At 67.8% G+C, this 19781-nt stretch carries 22 protein-coding genes; 14 read left to right on the top strand and 8 right to left on the bottom strand.

Annotation, left to right across the window (positions count from 1 at the left end):
* The first annotated feature begins 3 nt into the window (after nucleotides 1–3).
* The 4 genes from AC07NI_RS06725 to AC07NI_RS06740 all read left to right on the top strand — a co-directional run bounded on the left by AC07NI_RS06725 (nucleotide 4) and on the right by AC07NI_RS06740 (nucleotide 3180).
* Nucleotides 4–723 (top strand): cytidylyltransferase domain-containing protein, encoded by a 720-nt coding sequence (locus AC07NI_RS06725; protein WP_494617017.1) that lies wholly within the window; start codon nucleotides 4–6, stop codon nucleotides 721–723.
* Nucleotides 716–1294, top strand: a complete 579-nt coding sequence (gene pseH, locus AC07NI_RS06730; protein ID WP_494617020.1) for a UDP-4-amino-4,6-dideoxy-N-acetyl-beta-L-altrosamine N-acetyltransferase — start codon at nucleotides 716–718, stop codon at nucleotides 1292–1294. The genes AC07NI_RS06725 and pseH overlap by 8 nt, the downstream gene beginning before the upstream one ends.
* 105 nt (nucleotides 1295–1399) lie before the next feature.
* Nucleotides 1400–2269, top strand: a complete 870-nt coding sequence (locus AC07NI_RS06735) for an AAA family ATPase (RefSeq protein WP_494617022.1) — start codon at nucleotides 1400–1402, stop codon at nucleotides 2267–2269.
* A gap of 92 nt (nucleotides 2270–2361) precedes the next feature.
* Nucleotides 2362–3180: a hypothetical protein gene (locus tag AC07NI_RS06740; protein WP_494617025.1), complete on the top strand. Its 819-nt coding sequence runs from the start codon at nucleotides 2362–2364 to the stop codon at nucleotides 3178–3180.
* Between the two features lie 6 nt (nucleotides 3181–3186).
* Here AC07NI_RS06740 and AC07NI_RS06745 read toward each other — a convergent pair whose 3' ends face one another.
* Nucleotides 3187–3564, bottom strand: a complete 378-nt coding sequence (locus AC07NI_RS06745) for a hypothetical protein (protein ID WP_494617028.1) — start codon at nucleotides 3562–3564, stop codon at nucleotides 3187–3189.
* Nucleotides 3565–3597: 33 nt separating this feature from the next.
* Complete coding sequence (locus tag AC07NI_RS06750) at nucleotides 3598–4410, bottom strand: universal stress protein (RefSeq protein WP_494617030.1); 813 nt, start codon at nucleotides 4408–4410, stop codon at nucleotides 3598–3600.
* 105 nt (nucleotides 4411–4515) lie between these two features.
* Between AC07NI_RS06750 and AC07NI_RS06755 the strand changes: the two genes are divergently transcribed.
* The 4 genes from AC07NI_RS06755 to AC07NI_RS06770 are packed head-to-tail and all read left to right on the top strand — an operon-like array spanning nucleotide 4516 to nucleotide 8154.
* A complete protein-coding gene (locus tag AC07NI_RS06755) occupies nucleotides 4516–5160 on the top strand; it encodes a YfbR-like 5'-deoxynucleotidase (protein ID WP_492081542.1) in 645 nt (214 codons plus the stop codon).
* Nucleotides 5157–6137 carry an NUDIX hydrolase gene (locus tag AC07NI_RS06760; protein ID WP_494617034.1) on the top strand — a complete coding sequence of 327 codons (981 nt, stop codon included), beginning with the start codon at nucleotides 5157–5159 and terminating at the stop codon, nucleotides 6135–6137. The genes AC07NI_RS06755 and AC07NI_RS06760 overlap by 4 nt, the downstream gene beginning before the upstream one ends.
* A gap of 35 nt (nucleotides 6138–6172) precedes the next feature.
* The gene (locus AC07NI_RS06765; RefSeq protein WP_494617036.1) at nucleotides 6173–6553 is read left to right on the top strand and encodes a hypothetical protein; all 381 of its coding nucleotides are present in this window, start codon (nucleotides 6173–6175) and stop codon (nucleotides 6551–6553) included.
* 56 nt (nucleotides 6554–6609) lie between these two features.
* Complete coding sequence (locus AC07NI_RS06770; RefSeq protein WP_494617039.1) at nucleotides 6610–8154, top strand: M28 family peptidase; 1545 nt, start codon at nucleotides 6610–6612, stop codon at nucleotides 8152–8154.
* On the opposite strand, the gene AC07NI_RS06775 is transcribed toward AC07NI_RS06770, so the two are convergent.
* The 4 genes from AC07NI_RS06775 to AC07NI_RS06790 form a co-directional block, all read right to left on the bottom strand.
* Nucleotides 8151–9194, bottom strand: a complete 1044-nt coding sequence (locus tag AC07NI_RS06775) for an alpha/beta hydrolase-fold protein (RefSeq protein WP_494617043.1) — start codon at nucleotides 9192–9194, stop codon at nucleotides 8151–8153. The genes AC07NI_RS06770 and AC07NI_RS06775 overlap by 4 nt on opposite strands.
* Before the next feature lie 67 nt (nucleotides 9195–9261).
* Nucleotides 9262–10176, bottom strand: a complete 915-nt coding sequence (locus AC07NI_RS06780; protein ID WP_494617046.1) for a sterol desaturase family protein — start codon at nucleotides 10174–10176, stop codon at nucleotides 9262–9264.
* The gene (locus tag AC07NI_RS06785) at nucleotides 10176–10559 is read right to left on the bottom strand and encodes a hypothetical protein (RefSeq protein WP_494617050.1); all 384 of its coding nucleotides are present in this window, start codon (nucleotides 10557–10559) and stop codon (nucleotides 10176–10178) included. The genes AC07NI_RS06780 and AC07NI_RS06785 overlap by 1 nt, the downstream gene beginning before the upstream one ends.
* 130 nt (nucleotides 10560–10689) lie before the next feature.
* Nucleotides 10690–11223 (bottom strand): porin family protein, encoded by a 534-nt coding sequence (locus AC07NI_RS06790; RefSeq protein WP_494617054.1) that lies wholly within the window; start codon nucleotides 11221–11223, stop codon nucleotides 10690–10692.
* A 237-nt stretch (nucleotides 11224–11460) separates the two neighbouring features.
* Here AC07NI_RS06790 and AC07NI_RS06795 point away from each other — a divergent pair, with 237 nt between their 5' ends.
* Nucleotides 11461–12576 carry a beta-ketoacyl-ACP synthase III gene (locus tag AC07NI_RS06795; protein WP_494617057.1) on the top strand — a complete coding sequence of 372 codons (1116 nt, stop codon included), beginning with the start codon at nucleotides 11461–11463 and terminating at the stop codon, nucleotides 12574–12576.
* A 62-nt stretch (nucleotides 12577–12638) separates the two neighbouring features.
* Here the strand turns inward: AC07NI_RS06795 and AC07NI_RS06800 are convergent, their stop codons facing one another.
* Nucleotides 12639–13814 (bottom strand): M48 family metallopeptidase, encoded by a 1176-nt coding sequence (locus tag AC07NI_RS06800; protein ID WP_494617059.1) that lies wholly within the window; start codon nucleotides 13812–13814, stop codon nucleotides 12639–12641.
* Between the two features lie 162 nt (nucleotides 13815–13976).
* Here AC07NI_RS06800 and tcyJ point away from each other — a divergent pair, with 162 nt between their 5' ends.
* From tcyJ to recG, 5 genes are all read left to right on the top strand, one after another.
* Entirely contained in the window at nucleotides 13977–14765 is a 789-nt protein-coding gene (gene tcyJ / locus AC07NI_RS06805) for a cystine ABC transporter substrate-binding protein (protein WP_494617060.1), read from the top strand.
* A gap of 4 nt (nucleotides 14766–14769) precedes the next feature.
* The gene (tcyL, locus tag AC07NI_RS06810) at nucleotides 14770–15429 is read left to right on the top strand and encodes a cystine ABC transporter permease (RefSeq protein ID WP_494617062.1); all 660 of its coding nucleotides are present in this window, start codon (nucleotides 14770–14772) and stop codon (nucleotides 15427–15429) included.
* Nucleotides 15426–16166, top strand: coding sequence for an amino acid ABC transporter ATP-binding protein (locus tag AC07NI_RS06815; protein WP_494617064.1), 741 nt, complete (start codon nucleotides 15426–15428; stop codon nucleotides 16164–16166). The genes tcyL and AC07NI_RS06815 overlap by 4 nt, the downstream gene beginning before the upstream one ends.
* A 131-nt stretch (nucleotides 16167–16297) precedes the next feature.
* Nucleotides 16298–16600, top strand: a complete 303-nt coding sequence (locus AC07NI_RS06820; RefSeq protein WP_494617066.1) for a hypothetical protein — start codon at nucleotides 16298–16300, stop codon at nucleotides 16598–16600.
* Between the two features lie 137 nt (nucleotides 16601–16737).
* Nucleotides 16738–18819 carry an ATP-dependent DNA helicase RecG gene (gene recG / locus AC07NI_RS06825; protein ID WP_494617068.1) on the top strand — a complete coding sequence of 694 codons (2082 nt, stop codon included), beginning with the start codon at nucleotides 16738–16740 and terminating at the stop codon, nucleotides 18817–18819.
* On the opposite strand, the gene AC07NI_RS06830 is transcribed toward recG, so the two are convergent.
* Nucleotides 18816–19760, bottom strand: a complete 945-nt coding sequence (locus tag AC07NI_RS06830; RefSeq protein ID WP_494617071.1) for a DUF808 domain-containing protein — start codon at nucleotides 19758–19760, stop codon at nucleotides 18816–18818. The genes recG and AC07NI_RS06830 overlap by 4 nt on opposite strands.
* Between the last annotated feature and the right edge of the window lie 21 nt (nucleotides 19761–19781).

Here is a 19781-nt window from a genome sequence, read left to right on the forward strand (position 1 = left end):
GCCATGGCCCTCGCCGTCCTGCAAGCCCGGATGTCCTCGACGCGCCTGCCCGGCAAGGTGCTGGCGCCGGTGGCCGGGGCGCCGATGATCCTGCGCCAGATCGAGCGCCTGCGCCGCGCCCGCAAGCTGGAGCGCATCGTGGTGGCGACCTCGATCCGGGCCGACGACGACCCGCTAGTCGAGGCCCTGGCGGCGGCGGGCGTGCCCGTGCACCGCGGCGATCTCGACGACGTGCTGGGCCGCTTCATCGGGGCGCTGGACGCTTTCGGGCCGGCCAAGACGGTGGTCCGCCTGACCGCCGACTGCCCGCTGGCCGATCCCGAGGTGATCGACGCGACGATCTCGGCGTTCGAGATCAGTGGCGCCGACTACGCCTCCAACGTCGCCGAACCGCGCAGCTTTCCCAAGGGCCTGGACGTCGAGGTGATGACCGCCGCCGCCCTGCGCCAAGCCGCCGCCGAGACGGTCGATCCCTATGATCGCGAGCACGTGACGCCGTATCTCTACCGGAACCCCGACCGCTTTCGGCTGGCCAGCCACGCCCAGGCGGCCGACGAGGGCGAGGTGCGCTGGACGGTCGATCGCCCCGACGACCTGGAGTTCGTCCGCGCGGTCTATGACGCGCTCTACGCCGGCGATCCGGACTTCTCGTCCGAGGCTATCCGCGCCTTCGTCCAGAGCCGTCCGGACCTGGCCATGCTGGGAGGCGACCGGCGTGCCTGACGTCGCCCTCAGACTGGTCGACGAAGGCGATCGCGACCGGCTGCTGGCCTGGCGCAACAGCCCCCAGGTCGCGGCCTTCATGTATTCCGACCACCTGATCGGGCGCGAGGAGCATGATCGCTGGTTCGACGGCCTGGTCGACCATCCGCGCCGTCGCGACTGGGTCGTGCTGCTGGAAGGCGCACCCGTGGGCCTGAACAGCCTGGTCGATATCGACGCCGGCCACGGACGGGCGACCATCGCCCGCTACCTGGCCGAGGAAGCCGTGCGGGGCCTGGGCGTGGGCGCCTTCACCGAGTTCAAGGTCGCCGACCACGCTTTCCAGGTTCTGGGCCTGCGCAAGCTATGGTCCGAGGTGCTGGCGACCAACCAGGCCGCCCTCGCCTCCCACCTTTCCAGCGGCTTCCAGCGCGAGGCCCTCTTCCGCGCCCACGTCGTCAAGCAGGGCCAGCCCACCGACGTCATCGGCCTGGGCCTGCTGGCCGAGGATTGGCGCGAGCAGCGGTCCCAAGTTCGGGCCCGACTGGCCGCCAAGGGCTTCGCTGACGCCGCGCTCAACACCCCACTCTGAGCACCTTCCGCCAGGGGCGCTTGCCAAACGCGTAAGCGCCGGTAGTTTGATCAGTTCGTTTTGAACAACTGTTCGAACCGGACTCGATTCCGGGCGGAGATAGGCATGAGCCAGCGCTTCGAAGGCACTTCCGACTACGTGGCCACCGACGACCTGAAGGTCGCGGTCAACGCCGCCGTGGCCCTGGAGCGCCCGCTTTTGATCAAGGGCGAACCCGGCACGGGCAAGACCGTGCTGGCCTATGAGGTCGCCAAGGCCATGGGCGCGCCGCTGATCACCTGGCACATCAAGTCGACGACCAAGGCCCAGCAGGGCCTCTACGAATACGACGCCGTCACCCGCCTGCGCGACAGCCAGCTGGGCGACGAGCGCGTGAAGGACGTCAAGAACTACATCAAGAAGGGCAAGCTCTGGGAAGCGTTCGAGAGCGAGCAACGCCCGGTGCTGCTGATCGACGAGATCGACAAGGCCGACATCGAATTCCCCAACGACCTGCTGCAGGAACTCGATCGCAACGAGTTCTACGTCTACGAGACCAACGAGACGATCAAGGCCAAGGTCCGGCCGATCATCATCATCACCTCGAACAACGAGAAGGAGCTGCCGGACGCTTTCCTGCGCCGCTGCTTCTTCCACTACATCCGTTTCCCGGAAACCGAGACGATGCAGGCCATCGTCGACGTCCACTTCCCGGGCATCAAGCAGAAGCTCGTCTCCGAGGCGCTGCGCATCTTCTACGACATGCGCAAGGTGCCGGGCCTGAAGAAGAAGCCCTCGACGTCCGAGCTGCTGGACTGGCTGAAGCTGCTGCTGGTCGAGGACATCGATGAGCAGGTGTTGCGCGAGAAGGACCCGACCAAGCTCATCCCGCCCCTGCACGGCGCCCTGCTCAAGAACGAACAGGATGTGCACCTCTTCGAACGCCTGGCCTTCCTGGCCCGTCGCGAGGGTTCGGGCGCGCGTCCGGGTCAGTAGTCCCGCGACCAATTGGCCGTTACTTGGATTTCACTGGACGCGCGCCCGGCGCGCGCCCAACTTCCCGCCAAATCAGGGAAGACCCACAACCCATGCGTCATTCTAAATGGCTGGCCACGGCGCTGATGATCGGGATGGGCGCGACCGCCCTCACCGCTTGCCATCGCGCCGAGACCAACAAAACCGAGCACGCCGAGCGCAAGCTGGGCCGCCGTGAACCGATCCGGGTCATCGACCGCCTGGACTGCCCCGACAAGCAGGGCGAACTGAAGCTGGTCTCCAAGGCCGCAGACGGCCAATCCTGCGCCTACGCCTCGTCCGAAGCCACGGTCGATCTGCGCCTGGTCAAGCTGAACGGCGGCGACGCCGAGGCCGCCCTGGCGCCGATCGAGACCGAGCTGAAGGGCATCATGCCGCTGCCGCCCGCTCCGCCGAAGCCGCCCGAGCACAAGGGCGGCGGCAAGAACCGCACCAGCATCAACCTGCCGGGCGTGAAGATCGACGCCAACGACAACGGCGCCGACATCCGCATCGGCCACCTGACCATCAACAGCGACGGCGGCGCCGCCGAGGTGAAGGTCAACAAGAACGTCAACTTCAAGGGTGACGACGGCCACGGCTCGGTCAACATCCAGGCCGACGACGAGCACGAAGGCGACGTCACCATCAAGGCCGACAACCACGGCGCGGAAATCCGCGCCAAGAAGGGCGGCAACGACTCCGTGCGCTCGACCCTGATCCTGGCCAACGACAAGGCGCCCAAGGGCTATCGCCTGGCCGGCTACGAGGCCCGTGGCCCCAAGGGCGGCCCGCTGGCCGTCGCCGTCGTCAAGGCCAAGACCCGCGACACCGACGACCACGACCTGTTCAAGGACATGAAGGCCCTCGTCCGCCACAACGTCGGGGGCTAGCGCCCCCTACTGCGCGACCGGCTCGACCTGCATCACCTTGTAGGTCAGAGGCCGACCGTCCTCGTCGGTGACGGTGACGTATTCGCCCAGCGCGAACCGATGCTCGCCCAGGCGATGCAGCGGTTCGTCGTCGGCGATGTCTTCGTCGTCATAGTCGAAGAACCAGCGCGCGCCGCGCTTGTTCAGGCGACCATCCACCGCGTCCTCGTCAGGCGCGAAGCGGCGCACGCTGCACGCCCCCTTCACCTTGGCGTAGGCGCCTTCGTCGATATGGCCGTCTTCGGTTAGCGGCGCGGTCAGGGCGTAGCCGCGGTGGTCGTCGCCGCCGGCGAACTCGGTGCCCGGATTGCGCGCAAGGCGCATGACGATGCGGGACAGAGACATTCGAGGTCTCCCTTCTTCTTGGGTTTCAGCCGTTTAGTGCGACAGGAAAAGCGAGGGACCGTCGCTGTTGAGCAGCGTGCGGGTCGTGCCCCCGAAGATGAACTCCTGCAACCTGGGGTGGCCGAACGCGCCGGCGACCAGGAGGTTCGCGCCGGTGTCCTTGGCCGCGCCGAGCAGCAGTCCGGCCGCGTCGCCGCTGCCCTCAAGGGTCGTGACGGTCGCCCGAACGCCGCGCGCGGCCAGGAACTCGACCAGACGCTCCAGCTCGAAGGCCCGCGACGAGGCGCCGGGGGCGCCGGCCACGATCACCGAACCGGCCTTCTGCAATAGCGGCAAGGCCGTGCGCATGGCGCGGCTGGCTTCCTTGCCGCCGTCCCAGGCGACCAGGGCCACGCCGTCGACCTGGAAGCCCGGTCGTGCCACCAGGGTCGGACGCTGCTCGTCGGCGACCAGTTGCTGGAACGCCTCCGCCAGCGGCCCCTTGCCGCGCGCCGAGAGATCATCGAACACGATGACATCCGACAGACGGCCCTCCATGGCCAGACCGGCCCAGACCGGCGAGTCCAGGGTGATCAGCCGGGTGCGCGTATAACCGGTCTCGGCCGCCAGCTTGCCGCAGGCCCGCGCGCCTTCCTGGGCGGCTTCCTTGAGGCTTTCCAGCGCGGTGACCTGGACACCGCCCATGAATCCCTCGCCCATCCAGGGCATCAGGTCGGCCATGTCGGCTGGCGCGTGGACACAGGCCAGTTCGGCCTGGAACGCGCCCGCCAGGGCCGCTGCGGAGGTCAAAACACCCTTGTCATTCGGGGTCCCGGCCAGCGGAACCATAATTCTCGCCCAACTCATGATCGAACTCCCTTCAAGGGCATTTCCACAGATGACGGCGACGGCCACATTGATCTTTCTCAATCGATGGGCCAGTCAACCACCTTCACCGTAAGGAACGATCTCGTGGCCAAAGGGCTGCATAGGGGCGCACCGCCCCGCGCGTGGCAAAGAATGCTCTCCGGACGTCGGCTCGACCTGCTCGATCCGTCGCCGATGGACATCGAGATCGAGGACATCGCCCACGGCCTTGCCCGCGTCGCCCGCTGGAACGGCCAGACGGTCGGCGACCACGGCTTCTCGGTCGCTCAGCACAGCCTGGTGGTCGAGGAGATCGCCGCGCACATCAAGCCGGACCTGGAGCCGCGCTGGCGCCTGGCCGCCCTGCTGCACGACGCCAGCGAATATGTGATCGGCGACATGATCAGCCCGTTCAAGGCGGCGCTGGGCGTCAGCTACAAGGACTTCGAGGCCCGGCTTGAGGACGCGATCCACATCCGCTTCGGCCTGCCGGTGAAGACCCCTGCCCCGATCAAGAAGCTGATCAAGCAGGCCGACCGCGCCTGCGCTTTCTTCGAGGCCACCCAGTTGGCGGGGTTCGAACACGCGGAGTCGCTGCAGATCTTCGGCGCGCCACCGGCCGGCTATGATCTGAAGATCACGCCGCAGCCGCCGTTCGAGGCCCAGGCCCGCTACGTGCAGCGCTTCCACGTGCTATCGCGGGCGGCCGGCTTCGAGTCGGCGCCTGGCGCGGCGTTCGAGACAGAATGAGCACTTCGGTCGTCATCGGCCTGTCGGCGGTGGTCGTCGCGATCCGCGACGGCGAGGCCGTCGTGCTGACCGTGCGACCGCACGATGCGATCACCGATATCGCCTCGCCGCTGTCGGGCCTGCCCTTCGGCCCGTTCGATCCCGAGGCGCACCGCACCTTCGAGTTGGGCCTGCGCGCCTTCGTGGCCGAGCAGACCCGGTTCCAGCTGGGCTATGTCGAGCAGCTCTACACCTTCGGCGACAAGGGCCGCGACGCCCCGCGCGCCGAGGTCGGGGCCGGCGCGGCGCGCGTGGTCTCGGTCGGCTATCTGGGCCTGACGCCCAAGGCCGTCGACACCGACGCTCCCGACACCGCCTGGGCCCCGTGGACGCGGTTCTTCCCCTGGGAGGACTGGCGCGCCGGTCGCCCTGCTCTCCTCGACGACGCCATCGCCCCCGCCCTGACGCGCTGGGCCGGCGACGACGCCAACCGCTGGTCGCGCGCGCGCCTGGCCTTCGCCCTGGACGGCGCGCCGTGGAACGAAGAACGGGTGCTGGAGCGCTACGAGCTGCTCTACGAAGCCGGCCTGGCCCCCGAGGCCGCCCGCGACCGCGACCGCGCCGACGGCCATGACCCGGCCGAACCCGAGGCCCTGTCGGCGGCCCTGGGCGAGCCGATGATCTCCGACCACCGGCGGATTCTGGCCACGGGCCTCTCGCGCCTGCGCGGCAAGATCAAGTACCGCCCCGTGGTGTTCGAACTGACCCCCGAGGAGTTCACGCTCTCGACCCTGCAGCGCACGGTCGAGGCCATCGCCGGGGTGCCGCTGCACAAGCAGAACTTCCGCCGCGTGGTCGAGCGCGAGGAACTGGTCGAAGGGCTGGGCCGCCTGGACGCCGAGACCGGCGGCCGCCCCGCCGAGCTGTTCCGCTTCCGCCGCGAGATGCTGGCGACCCGCCAGGCGACAGGCCTATCGCTGCCGCTGCTGCGGGATTGATGCCAAAGCGAAATCCCGCCTAAGCTCGCCCCAAGATGGCGAACAAGAAACTGATGATGATCGCGGGCGGTGTCGCCGCCCTGGTGCTGGCGGCGGTCGGCGTGGGCCTCAGCGTCTACGTCCTGCGCGACGCGGGCGCCGAAGAGAGCGGCCAGGCCCATGACGATCCACTGCAGATCGCCGGCGCCAAGATCGCGCTGGAGAGCCACTTCCCCGACGCCCAGCTGAATTTCGGCGAGCAGTTCGTACATTGGGACGGCGACCTCCCTTCGGTCTGCGGCCATGTCGACATCGTCGAGCAACAGGATTCGTTCGACGGCGAGGAGCGCTATGTCTTCTCGCAAGGCGCCCTGGTCGTCGAGGAGGTCGATGGCACCGACGTCGTGAACCAGAAGTGGTCCGACGTCTGCCAGTGAGGTTGCGGATCGCGCGACGGACAGTGATGGTGCTGCCGTCCTAGGGGGAGCGTCTCGTGTCCAAGAACTTGTATCTGGCTGCCGGCTTGACCGCGGCGCTTCTGACCGTGTCCAGCGCAGGCGCCGAACCGCGCACCGCCGGCATCAAGGACGCCGACACCCGCGAATGGTGGAAGATCACCGAGGCCCTGAGCTCCGACGCCATGGAGGGCCGCGACATCGGCTCGCCCGGCCATGACCGCGCCAACCAATGGGTCGCCGCCCGCTTGAAGGCCGCGGGCCTGAAGCCGGCCGGCGACAACGGCACCTTCTTCCAGAGCTTCCCCGTCCACGAGAGCCGGGTCGATAGCGCCAGCGTCTCGGTGGTCGGCGCGGCCGGCGAGACGCCGCTGAAGTTCCTGCACCAGTACACCGTCCGCGCCGCCGACGATCTGCCGGCCAGCCTGGACGCGCCGCTGATGTTCGGCGGCTATTGCCGACCCGAGGATGTCGCGACCGCCAAGGGCAAGGCGGTGATCTGCTTCGACACCCGGCGGACCGGCATGACGACCTCCGCCCAGCGCATCACGGCGGTCCAGGCCGCTGGCGGCGTGGCGGTGATCCAGGTCGCCGATCCCTATTTCACCATCGAGCCTGCTCGCTGGCCGTTCGCCTATGCCCGCTCGGTCAATATCGCCGACGTCGCGCCGCCCAAGACCGGCGGTCTCGTGGCGATGTCGCTGAACGCAGACGCCCTGGCGACGCTGATCGCCGGCTCGGGCCAGGACACGGCGGCCCTGCTGAAGGCCGGCGGGACCAAGGCTCCGCTAGCGGCGTTCGACGCGCCCGGTCGGCTGAAGGCGACGTTCAAGGTCTCGACCCGCGACTACAAGGCCACCAACGTCCTGGCCGTGCTGCCGGGCTCGGACCCCAAACTGGCCGCCGAGCACCTGGTGCTGTCGGCCCACCTGGACGGCTACGGGCCAGGCGAGCCGGTCAAGGGCGACGGCCTCTACAACGGGACCCTGGATGACGCGGCCTATGTCGGCCTGCTGATCCGCTTCGCCGAGAACCACAAGGGCAAGCCGCTCAAGCGCAGCGTCCTGCTGGCCTCGTTCACCGGCGAGGAAAAGGGCCTGCTGGGCGCCAAGTGGTTCACGCGCCATCCGACCGTGGCCAAGAGCAGCATCGTCGCCAACATCAATCTCGACCAGCTGCGGCCGCTGTTCCCGCTGAAGCTGATGACGGTAATGGGGATGGCCGAAAGCGACCTGGGCGCCACGGCGCGGGACGTCGCCGCCGCCCAAGGCATCCGCGTCCAGGCCGATCCCGAGCCCGAACGCCGCCTGCTGAGCCGCGCCGACAGCTGGGAATTCATCCAGGTCGGCGTGCCGGCCGTCGGCTTCGTGTTCGGCTACGAGCCCGGAACCGAGGCCGAGCGCCGCTATCGCGAGTGGTACGAGGTCCGCTACCACCGGCCGCAGGACGACATCAACCAGCCGATGGACTTCGAGGCGGCGCGGGATTTCAACCGGTTCTTCTACACGCTGTCCGAGACGGTCGCGAACGCGGCCGAGCGGCCGCGCTGGAACCCGCAAAGCCCCTACGCACCCAAGCCCTAGTCCGACACGAGCGTGCGGGCGAAGAACGGCAGCATGGCGGTATAGACCCGGCCGGTCTCGCCCCAGGTGCGGTCGCCCCAGCCGCCGACATACTCCTCAGCCTCGTGCGGCACGCCGAGCTCGGTCAGCATGCGCGACAGGGCCTGGGCGGAGATCACGTGGTCGGGGTTGGGGTCGTTGCGGCCCCAGTCGAACTTCAGGCCGCGCAGGGTCTTCAGGGCGTCGGCGTGGCGCAGGACCTGATGATCCAGCGCGAAGCTGTCGATCAGCCGGGCCGTCACCTTGGCGTCGATGACCACCTTGCCGTCCACCTTCCGCGCCGGGAGGTCGACATAGAGCGGCGGCTTGTCGGGATTGGACAGGTGCGCCTGGTAGATCGCGGTGAACAGCTGCGAGAAGCCGTCGATCTTCAGATCGTCCAGCGATTTGGCGTTCTGCAGCAGTTCGAAGTTGGGCCGCGACGACATCGTCTGCAGGCCCAGGCCCGCGCCGACGGGATGCAGGGCGTAAACCGAGCCGAAGACCTCGGCATGCCGCATGCTCATGGCCATAGCGCCGTAGCCGCCCATCCGGTCGCCGGCCAAGCCCCGGCTGTCGCGCTTGGCCAGGGTGCGGAAATTCTTATCGCTCCAGCCGACCAGCTCGACGGCCAGGAAGTCGTCCCAGCGGCCGGTGACCGGCGAGCTGGTATAGATCGAGCTGCCCAGCGGCGTGCTGAAATCGGCGGCGACCACGATCAGCGGCGGGACCATCTTGGCCGCGATCGCCTGGTCCAGCAGCCGTCCAAAGCCGTCGCGATCGAAGGCGACCTTCTCGTCCTCGAACAGGTTGTGCAGGTAGTAGACGACCGGGTAGCGCCGCCCGGAAGTCTCATAGCCCTCCGGCAGATAGACCCGCACATGCCGCTGGCCGCTGACGCCGATCTTGTTGCCGTCGAAGGCCTTGGAGGCAATCGTGAAATCGCGGACCTCGGCCCGCGCGTTCGGCGTGGACGCGAGAGCGACCAGGGCCGCCAGCAGCAGACCCAGGAACCGGGGCATCGGACTTCTCCATGTGAGCTTGGGAAGAACGCCACTCAACCCAGGATCAGCACGGCATAGTGAGGCTTTATTGCGGCGGCGCGCCCTCGCCGGCCTCGACGCGCGCCCGCCATTTGGCCTTCAGCGTGTGGGACGTGTCGCGCGAACCGTCGTGGCTCCAGCCCGGCGGACCGAAGATGTAGCCCAGGGCGTGACGCGGCGAGGCGGCCACGTCCTTGGCTATGCCGATCCACTCGTGGAACACGTTGTGGAAGAGGTTGAAGTTGCCCAGGTTCTTGACCGTACCATAGCGGCAGGGCTCCTCGTCGACCTCGGGGATGAAGGTGCCGAACATGCGGTCCCAGATGATCAGGATGCCGGCGTAGTTGGCGTCCAGATAGCGGGCGTTGCGGGCGTGGTGCACGCGGTGATGCGACGGCGTGTTGAACACCGCCTCGAACCAGCGCGGCATGCGCTTGATCGCCTCGGTATGGATCCAGAACTGGTAGACGAGGCTGACGCCCTTCTGGATCGCCACCATGGCCGGCGGGAAGCCCAGGAACGACAGCGGCAGCCACAAGAGCCAGGTGCCGGCGACGCCGCCGGTCCAGGTCTGCCGCAGGGCCGTCGACAGGTTGTAGTGGGTCGAGGTGTGGTGGTTGACGTGGCTGGCCCACCAGATCCGCCGCTCGTGCGCCAGGCGGTGGAACCAGTAGTAGGTCAGGTCCTCCAGCAGGAAGACGGCGATCCAGGCCCAGACAGCGGTCATCGGGATCGTGAAGATCCGGTGGTTCCAGACCCACACCGTGGCGGCGAAGATCACCCCGCCCAGCAGCAGGCCGGCGATGGTGCTGCCGAAACCCATCGACAGCGACATGGCCGTGTCGCGGGTCTCGTAGTTGGCCTTGGCCTTGCCGAAGCGGCCGATCAGGATTTCCAGGATAATGGCCAGCACGAAGAACGGGATGGCCATCTGGACGGGATCGAACGGGGCTTTCAGCATCAGGCGAGCTCTTTCGGCGGCCAGGCGTCGTCGTTGACGGCGAACACGGGACGGGCGTCGGGCAGTTTCAGGACCAGCCGGCCGTTGGTCGGCTTCAGGGCGGCGACCGTGCTCCACGGCAGATCGCGGGCGACATAGCCGTCGCCGCGCCGATAGAGCACCAGGGCCAGCGCGCCTTCGCGGGCGACAATCCCCGCGCCGTCGGCGGCGATCCACACGGCGTCCGGTTTGTGATCGGGAAATTCGAGCGCGATCAGCGCGCGGGCGATGTCGGGATCGAGCGGCGGGGTCGCTCTCGCCACCCCCATCCACGCCGCGAACGCCACAAGCAGAGCCACGGCGGCTACCGAGCCGCCCAACTGAATCAACAGCGCCTTGTCCAAGACCGACGCATCCCCCCGTAACTTATTGCTGTTCAGATTGCCGAACGCGGGCCTGTCGTCAAGCGTGGCCAAACGAAAATGGCGCGCCCCGACCGAGGCGCGCCATCGTCATGTGTCCGGAAGGCCGAACCTAGAACTTGCGGACGTAACCCACGGCCACCGTGTTCGAGCTCAGATCGCTCTTGGTGTATTCCGACTTCGTCCAGTCGGCGCGGATGCCGTTCTTGTCGTCGAACTTGTACTGGGCGCCGACGCCGTAGTTCCAGCTATCGTGGCTGCCGTCGAAGTTCGCGGCGGCCGGATTGTTGGTCTTGAACTTGGTCGTGCCGTAGCCGGCGCGGGCCAGCAGATCGATGTTCGGGGTCACCGGCAGGTAGCCGACGGCGTAGCCCGCGACCTGGTGCTCCATCTTCACGGACGCCGGACCGCCCGGCGTATAGACCTTGTCGCCATCGACGCCGCCGGCCGCCTCGGCCTCGACACCGAAATTAGGCGTAAGCTTGGCGCCGACGCGCCCTTGAATAGCGCCGGTATCCGCGCCACGCGTCCGAGTTTGGCCATAGTTCAGCGAACCATAGACCTCGGTCGAATTCTGCGCCTGTGCGAACATCGGGATCGCGAGAACCGAACCGGCGATCAGGGTAGCGGTGATGAGAGTCTTCATTCTTGTACTCCAATTCTACTCGTAGTCTTCAGCTCCCACAGCCAGCTTGTGCTAGGCGGATAACGCGGCGGGCATGCGGCGGTTCACGGTCGCGTTCGAGACCATTCCGTGGCGTGACCCAAAAGCCGCACTGATGACGGCCGCGCCATCCGTGCTATCTACGAGTCAAACAAGCGTCTGAACGCGGACCCGCTCCCCCTCTGGACGAGGCCCGCGCGCATCATCGGGACCGTCGTCTTGCCGCAAGCCGTCATCGCCGCCACGGGGCTGTACACCCCGCCCTTCTCCATTTCGAACGCCGAGCTGGTCGAGGCCTTCAACACTTTCGTCGAGCGCTTCAACGCCGCCAACGCCGAGGCCATCGCGGCCGGCGACGTGGTCGCCCTGGCGCCCTCCTCGCCCGAGTTCATCGAGAAGGCCTCGGGCATCAAGTCGCGCTTCGTGATGAACAAGGACGGCATCATCGACCCCGACCTGATGCGTCCGGTGATCCCCGAACGCTCCAATGACGAGCTGTCGATCCTGGCCGAGATGGCGGTCGAGGCGGCCAAGCAGGCGATCGAACGCTGGGGCAAGCCGGTCAGCGAGATCGGCGCGGTCATCTGCGCCGCTTCGAACATGCAGCGCCCCTACCCGGCCATGGCCATCGAGATCCAGCAGGCCCTGGGCATCGACGGCTTCGCCTTCGACATGAACGTCGCCTGCTCGTCGGCCACCTTCGGCATCAAGACCGCCGCCGACTTCGTCACCACCGGCAGCGCCAAAGCGGTGCTGATGGTCAATCCCGAGATCTGCTCGGGCCACCTGAACTTCAAGGACCGCGACAGCCACTTCATCTTCGGCGACGTGGCCACGGCCGTGATCGTCGAAGACGCCGAGCAGGCGACCGGCGGCTGGGAGATCCTGGGCACCCGCCTGAAGACCCAGTTCTCCAACAACATCCGCAACAACTTCGGCTTCCTGAACCGCGCCGCCCCCGAGGGCGAAGGCGCGCGCGACAAGCTGTTCGTGCAGGAAGGCCGCAAGGTGTTCCGCGAGGTGGTGCCGATGGTCAGCGAGATGATCGTCGAGCACGCGGCCGACCTCGGCATCGATCCGACGGGGCTGAAGCGCCTGTGGCTCCACCAGGCCAATATCAACATGAACGAGATGATCGGCCGCAAGGTGCTGGGCCGCGATCCCGCTCCGGGCGAGAACGTCATCATCCTGGACGAGTACGCCAATACCAGCTCGGCCGGCTCGATCATCGCCTTCCACACCGCCAATGACGACTTCGCGGCGGGCGAGACGGGCCTGATCTGCAGCTTCGGTGCGGGCTACTCGGCGGGCACGGTGTTCGTGCGCAAGCGCTAAGCGTTCCAGATCAGAGCGAAAGCGAGCCCCGCGCCCGAAAGCGCGGGGCTTTTTCGTGCGCCCTACTTCGGGTGCGTCGCCTTCCAATCCATGGCGCGGCGGACGCGGACGCTGACCGCCGGGTGGTCGTAGAACAGCACCTCTTCCAGCTTGGACGGCGTGGCGGCGCGGTACTCGATGGTCTTGACCAGGGCCTTGGCCAGTCCGTCCGGCTCGTTGAAGTTCACCAGGCTGTAGCGATCGGCGTCGCTCTCGACCTCGCGGACCAGGGTGTTGGTGATCGGCCCGCCGATCAGGCCCAGCACCGCCAGGATCACCGCCAGCACCGGCAGGCCGGCCGGATCGGCGATGCCCGTCACGCCCTTGGCGTCCAGCACCTTGGCGAACCACGGGAACGTCCGGTCGACGACGAAGAAGGCGATAATCGCCAGCACCGCGAAGATGCCGGTGATCCACAGGCTGTGCTGATGGGCGTAGTGGCCCATCTCGTGACCGACGACGCCCCGCACCTCGGCGATGTCAGCGCCCTTCTGGAACATCACGTCACTCATCGCCACGCGCGCCGAGCCGCCCAGGCCCGAGACGTTGGCGGTATAGGCGTTGGACTGCTTGGAGCCGTTGTAGACGAAGATCTTGTCGCTCGGGATGCCGACCGACTTGGCCATGGCCACCACCTCGTCACGCACCGGTCCGGCCGGCGCGGGCGTATATTTGTTGAACAGCGGCTCGACATAGATCGGCGCGATCAGCAGGCCGAAGATGATGAAGCCCGCCGTCAGGCCGCCGGCCCACAGCCACCACAGGCGGCGCGCGCGGCGGATCAGCAGGTACAGCAGCGCCAGGAACAGCGAGGTGAACACCAGCGAGATCGCCGTGCCCATCAGGTTCTCGGTCAGCCAGCCGCCGAACGCCTGGCTGGTCAGGCCGTACTGCTTCTGCCGCCACCAGTTCGAATAGACCGCCCACGGCAGCCCCAGCACCCAGCTGACGGCCGTGAACACCGCGGCGACCAGGAAGCTGGCCAGGAACGGCCGGCCCTTCTTGCGCTCGACGCCCTGCTCCACCTTGGTCAGGACGCCGGAGCGGATGACGATCCACGAGATCAACACCGAAACGATGAAACCCCACAGCAGCAGCCAGTGGCCGCCCTGCGTGTAGTGCTGCGCCTTGACGTGCGCTTCGGGCGGTAGCTGCGCCAGATAGGCAGCCGTGGCGGCGGCCGGATCGAATTGAGCCATGATCTTCCCCTCCCAAGGATGAACCGAGCAGCAGGCCCCGAGTCCGCCTCTTCGTCAGCTTAATTCGCGGTCAGGTGGAGCGAGCGCCACCATGTTCGGGCTGGCGAAGCGCGCTCGCCCGTATAGAACTGCGACAGATTGTTTCGCCCAAAGGTTCGTCCGATGCGATTCCCTGCCCGCCGCGCCGTTCTTTCCGGTCTCGGCCTTGCCGCCCTGCTCGCCGCCTGCGGCAAGAAGCCGGAAGCCGGCGCCAGCGCCTGGGACAGGATCAAGGCTTCCGGGACCCTGCGCGTGGGCCTGGAGGGCACCTATCCGCCCTTCAATTTCCAGGACAAGGACGGCCAGCTGGCCGGCTTCGAGGTCGATTTCGCCAAGGCCCTGGCCGCGCAGCTTGGCCTGAAGCCGCAGTTCAGCCCCGCCCCGTTCGCGGGCCTGCTGGGCGCGCTGGAATCGGGCCGCGTCGACGTGGTGATCAACCAGATCACCATCACGCCCGAGCGCCAGGCCAAGTACGACTTCTCCGAGCCCTACACCGTCTCGGGCATCCAGATCATCAAGCTCAAGGCCACCCCGGGCCTGGAAAAGCCCGAGGACCTGTCGGGCAAGAAGGTCGGCGTCGGTCTCGGCACCAACTACGAGCAATGGGCGCGGGCCAATGTGCCCAAGGCCGACATACGCACCTATGACGACGACCCCACCAAGTATCAGGACCTGCGCGCCGGCCGCATCGACGCGGTGCTGAACGACCGCCTGGTCGCCGCCGACTTCGTCAAGAGCTCGCCGGAGTTCGTCGCCTCGGGCATGCCGTTCGCGGCCCAGGGCTCGGGCGTGGCGATGAAGAAGGATCCGGGCCTGAAGGTCGTCATCGACCAGGCCATCGACGCCCTGCGCGCCAACGGCAAGCTGACGGCGATCTCGCAGCAGTGGTTCGCCATGGACGTGACGCACTAGGGCCATGGACACCGGTCTGGATCTGCTGCGCCAGTCCGCGCCCCTGCTGCTGAAGGGCGCCGGCTACACCGTCCTGCTCAGCGTCATCGGCATGGGGATCGGCGTCGTGCTGGGCTTTGGCCTGGCTCTGATGCGCCTGTCGCGCTCGCCACTGCTGCGCTGGCCGGCGGCGGTCTATGTCTCGGCCTTCCGCGGCACGCCGATGCTGGTGCAGCTGTTTCTGATCTACTACGGCCTGCCACAGTTCGGCATCGAGATGCCGGCGCTGCTGGCCGCCGGCATCGGCTTCTCGCTGAACGTCGCGGCCTATTCCTGCGAGATCCTGCGCAGCGCCATCGACGCCGTCGACAAGGGCCAGTGGGAAGCCGCCAGCGTGCTGGGCATGAGCCGGGGTCAGACCCTGCGCCGGGTGATCCTGCCCCAGGCCGCCCGCACCGCCGTGGCGCCGCTGTCCAACAGCTTCATCGGCCTGGTCAAGGACACCTCCCTGGCCGCCACCATCCAGGTGCCCGAGCTGTTCCGCCAGGCCCAGCTGATCACCGCTCGCACCTACGAGATCTTCACCATGTACCTGGCCGCCGCGGCCATCTACTGGATTCTGTCCACCGTGCTCGCCGCCGTGCAGAGCCGGCTGGAGCGCCGCGCCTCGGAGGGCCGCCGATGAGCGCGATCGACGCCAAGGGCCTAAAGAAGAGCTTCGGCGACACCCCCGTCCTGGCGGGCGTAGACCTGACCGTCTCGCCGGGCGAGGTCGTGGCCATCATCGGCCCCAGCGGCTCGGGCAAGAGCACCCTGCTGCGCTGCCTGGCGGGCCTGGAACTACTGAACGCCGGCGACCTGAAGATCGCGGGCGTCACGGCCGGTGGAAAGGTCCCGCTGGCCAAGGCCTTGAATGGCCGAGTCGGCTTCGTCTTCCAGAGCTTCAACCTGTTTCCACACAAGACGGCGCTGGAGAACGTGATCGAGGGGCCGGTGGTCGTCCGCAAGGAAGACCCCGCCAAGGCTCAAGCACGCGGCTTGGCCCTGCTGGAGAAGGTCGGCCTCTCCGGCCGCGCCGACGCCTATCCCGCCGCCCTGTCCGGCGGCCAGCAGCAGCGTTGCGCCATCGCCCGAGCCCTAGCGATGGACCCGGAAGTGATTCTGTTCGACGAGCCGACCTCAGCCCTCGACCCCGAACTGGTCGGCGAAGTGCTGGCCGTGATCCGCGACCTGGCCGCCGAAAAACGCACCATGGTCATCGTCACCCACCAGATGGACTTCGCGCGAGACGTCGCCGACCGGACGATTTTCATGGACGGCGGCGTCATCGTGGAGCAAGGACCTTCCGGTCAGCTTCTCGCTTCGCCGCGAGAGGAAAGGACCCGTCGGTTCTTGGCCAGGTCAGGCGTCCTCCAGCCATAATTTGGCCCACGGGACGCTTCACGTCCTGCTAGCGCGTCAGGCGAATTGCGTAGGCGGCCTCGCTGCTCAGGCGCGCGATTAACGATTGAATCCAAAGCCCTACGCCGGGTGGCTTTTTTGGCGAGGACAGCGTGAAGCCTTACATCGAACTCAAGGGCGCCTCGGGCGCCGTCTATCGCTACAAGCTGGCCGAAAACGGCGACCCGGCGACCACGATCGCCGGCAACTATGTCTATGTCGACGCCAAGGGCGCTGTGGTTTTCGCCGGTGAGGCCAACAACCTGATCGACGCCAAGGCCCGCTGGTCGGAAGCCTATTCGCGTCACGGCGCGACCTGGCTCTACACGCGCCTGAACGTCTCGGGCGCCTCGCGCGCCGACGAGTACGCCGACATCGTGGTGGCGCTCACCCCGATCATGAATCAGGCTGACTAGAGGCCTTCCCACTCACGACGTGAGTGGATGAGAAGGCCTCTCTTCAAACAAGTTGAGCCTGCTTTTCTTTGACGACCTGTCGTCAAAGGCAGGCTCAATGCTGCGACCGGGCGCGGAGGCGGCTAAGCTCCCGCCAGATGCGCCCGGAGATTCTCTTTCCCCTGTTCAGTTCGGTGTCCACGCTCAAGGGCGTGGGCCCGCGCGTCGCGCCGCTGGTCGAGAAACTGGCCGGCGCGATCGTGCGTGACGTGCTGTTCACCGCGCCGGCGGGCCTGATCCGCCGGTCGGTGACCACGGTCGACCAGGCCGTCGAAGGCCAGGTCCAGACCTTCGTCGTCACCATCGACGCCCACCTTCCCTCGCAGCGCCCCAGCCAGCCGTGGAAGATCCGCGTCCACGATGAAACCGGCCCTCTGACCCTGATCTGGTTCAAGGGCCACAGCCCGCACCTGGAACGCCAGCACCCCAAGGGCGTCCAGCGCGCCGTCAGCGGCAAGGTCGAGCGACCGGACGGCTACGCCTCCGAACTGCAGATCGCCCATCCGGACTACATCGTCGACGCCGAACGGGCCGGCGACATCCCCGAGATCGAGACCGTCTATCCGGCGACTCACGGCCTGCCCTCGCGCACCTTCCGCAAGTTCGCCCTCGAGGCCCTGGATCGCGCGCCTGAGCTGCCGGAATGGCAGGACCCCGCCTGGCGTGAGCGCGAGAAGCTGCCGGGCTGGCGCGAAGCTCTGACGGCCATGCACGCGCCGGCCAGCGAGGCCGACCTCTCGCCCCTGGCCCGCCCGCGCCGGCGCCTAGCCTATGACGAACTCTTGGCCCATCAACTGGCCCTGGCCCAGCGCAAGGCTTCGCGGCGCGCCACGCCCGGTCCGCGCATCCCGTCCGGCCCGCTGTCCGATGCCGCCGAGAAGGCCCTGCCCTTCAAGTTGACCGGCGCCCAGATCCGCAGCCTCTCGGAAATTCGCGGCGACCTTGCCTCGGGCGAGCGGATGAGCCGCCTGCTGCAAGGCGATGTCGGCTCGGGCAAGACCGTGGTGGCCATGCTGGCCATGGCCGATGCCGCCAGCGCCGGCCTCCAATCGGCCCTGATGGCCCCGACCGAGATCCTGGCCCGCCAGCACTTCGAGACCATCGCCGCGCCGCTACAGGCATTGGGCCTATCTGTGGTCCTGCTGACCGGCCGCGACAAGGGCGCCGGGCGCTCTGCCAAGCTTCTTGGCCTGGCCGATGGAACCCATCACGTCGCCGTCGGCACCCACGCCCTGTTCCAGGACGACGTCGTCTTCAACGCCCTCGCGCTGACGATCATTGACGAACAGCACCGCTTCGGCGTCAACGAGCGTCGCCGCCTCCAGGACAAGGGCGAAGGCGTCCACCTGCTGGCCATGTCGGCCACCCCAATCCCGCGTACGCTGGAGCTGACCGTCTTCGGCGACCTCGACGTCTCGCGCATCGACGAGAAGCCGCCGGGTCGCACGCCCGTCGCCACCCGCGCCGCGCCGACCCCGCGCGTGCCCGAGATCGTCGAGCGCCTGCGCAGCGCCATCACCAGCGGCGCCCAGGCCTTCTGGATCTGCCCGCTCGTCTCGGAGTCCGACAAGGTCGACCTGCGCGCCGCCGAGGACCGCGCCGCCGACTTGGCCCGCCACCTGCCCGGCGTCGGCCTGGTCCACGGCCAGATGCCGCCCGCCGAAAAGGACGCGGTCATGCAGCGCTTCGTCGACGGCGAGGTCAGCGTGCTGGTCGCCACCACGGTGGTCGAGGTCGGGGTCAATGTCCCCAACGCCAGCATCATGGTCATCGAGCACGCCGACCGCTTCGGTCTGGCTCAATTGCACCAGCTGCGCGGCCGCGTCGGCCGGGGCACGCGCGAGAGCTCCTGCGTGCTGCTCTACGATCCGCCGCTGTCGGAAGTGGCCCAGCAACGCCTCGACATCCTGCGCCGCAGCGACGACGGCTTCGAGATCGCCGAGAAGGACCTGGAGCTGCGCGGCGGCGGCGACCCGCTGGGCCTCAAGCAGAGCGGCTTTCCGGCCTACCGCCTGGCTGATCCGGTGGCGCACCGCGACCTGATCGCGGTGGCGGCCGATGATGCCCGGCTGATCCTGGCCCGTGATCCGCAGCTGACCTCGCCGCGCGGCCAGGCGCTACGGACGATGCAGGAATTGTTCGACTGGAAACCGGCCTCGCCGCTGAACGAAGCGGGCTAGTGCGCCGCCGCGCCCTTGCGGTGATGCCAGAGGTGCATGACGCCGGCCAGGACGCCGCCGATCACCAAGCCGACCACGGCCGAGCCCAGAGCGAAGGCGAACCAGCCGGTCAGGGCGCCGACGCCCGGCGCCTGCTCGGCCCAGTGCTTGAAGCCTTCGACCCAGGTCGGGATCGGCGTCAGGTGGAAGTGCTCCAGGCCATGGACGATGATGCCGCCGCCGACCCACAGCATGGCCGCGGTGCCGATGACGGTCAGGGCTTCCATGGTCACCGGCATGGCCTTGACCAGACCGCGGCCGAAGCTCCGCACGCTCTTGGCTTCGCGGCGCGACAGGTGCAGGCCCATGTCGTCCATCTTCACGATCAGCGCCACCGCGCCGTAGACCACCACGGTCAGCAGGATACCGACGATGGCCAGCGCCGCCGCCTGCATCGGCAAGCCCAGGTGGGCGACCTCGGCCAGAGCGATGGCCATGATCTCGCCGGACAGGATCAGGTCGGTGCGGATCGCGCCGTCGACCTTCTGCTTCTCCAGTTCGGGACCGCTGAGCGCCAGGTCCTCGATCGCCTCGCCTTCGGCCTGCGGGGTGAAGGCCTCCAGGATCTTCTCGGTGGCCTCGAAGGCCAGATAGGCGCCGCCGACCATCAGGATCGGCGTCACCGCCCACGGCGCGAAGGCCGACAGCAACAAGGCGCCCGGCAGCAGGAACAGCAGCTTGTTGCGCAGGCTGCCCATGGCGATCTTCCAGACGATCGGCAGCTCGCGGTCGGGCGTGAAGCCCATGGCGTAGCCCGGCGTCACCGCCGCGTCGTCGACCACCACGCCCACGGCCTTGGTTCCGGCCTTGCCGGCGGCCGCGCCCACGTCGTCCAGCGAGGCGGCGGCGAGCTTGGTGATGGCCGCGACGTCATCGAGCAGCGCGGCGAGACCGGAGGGCATGGGAAGTCCTGGCGTTGGTTG

Source organism: Caulobacter sp. GW821-FHT10E02, assembly GCF_059415225.1.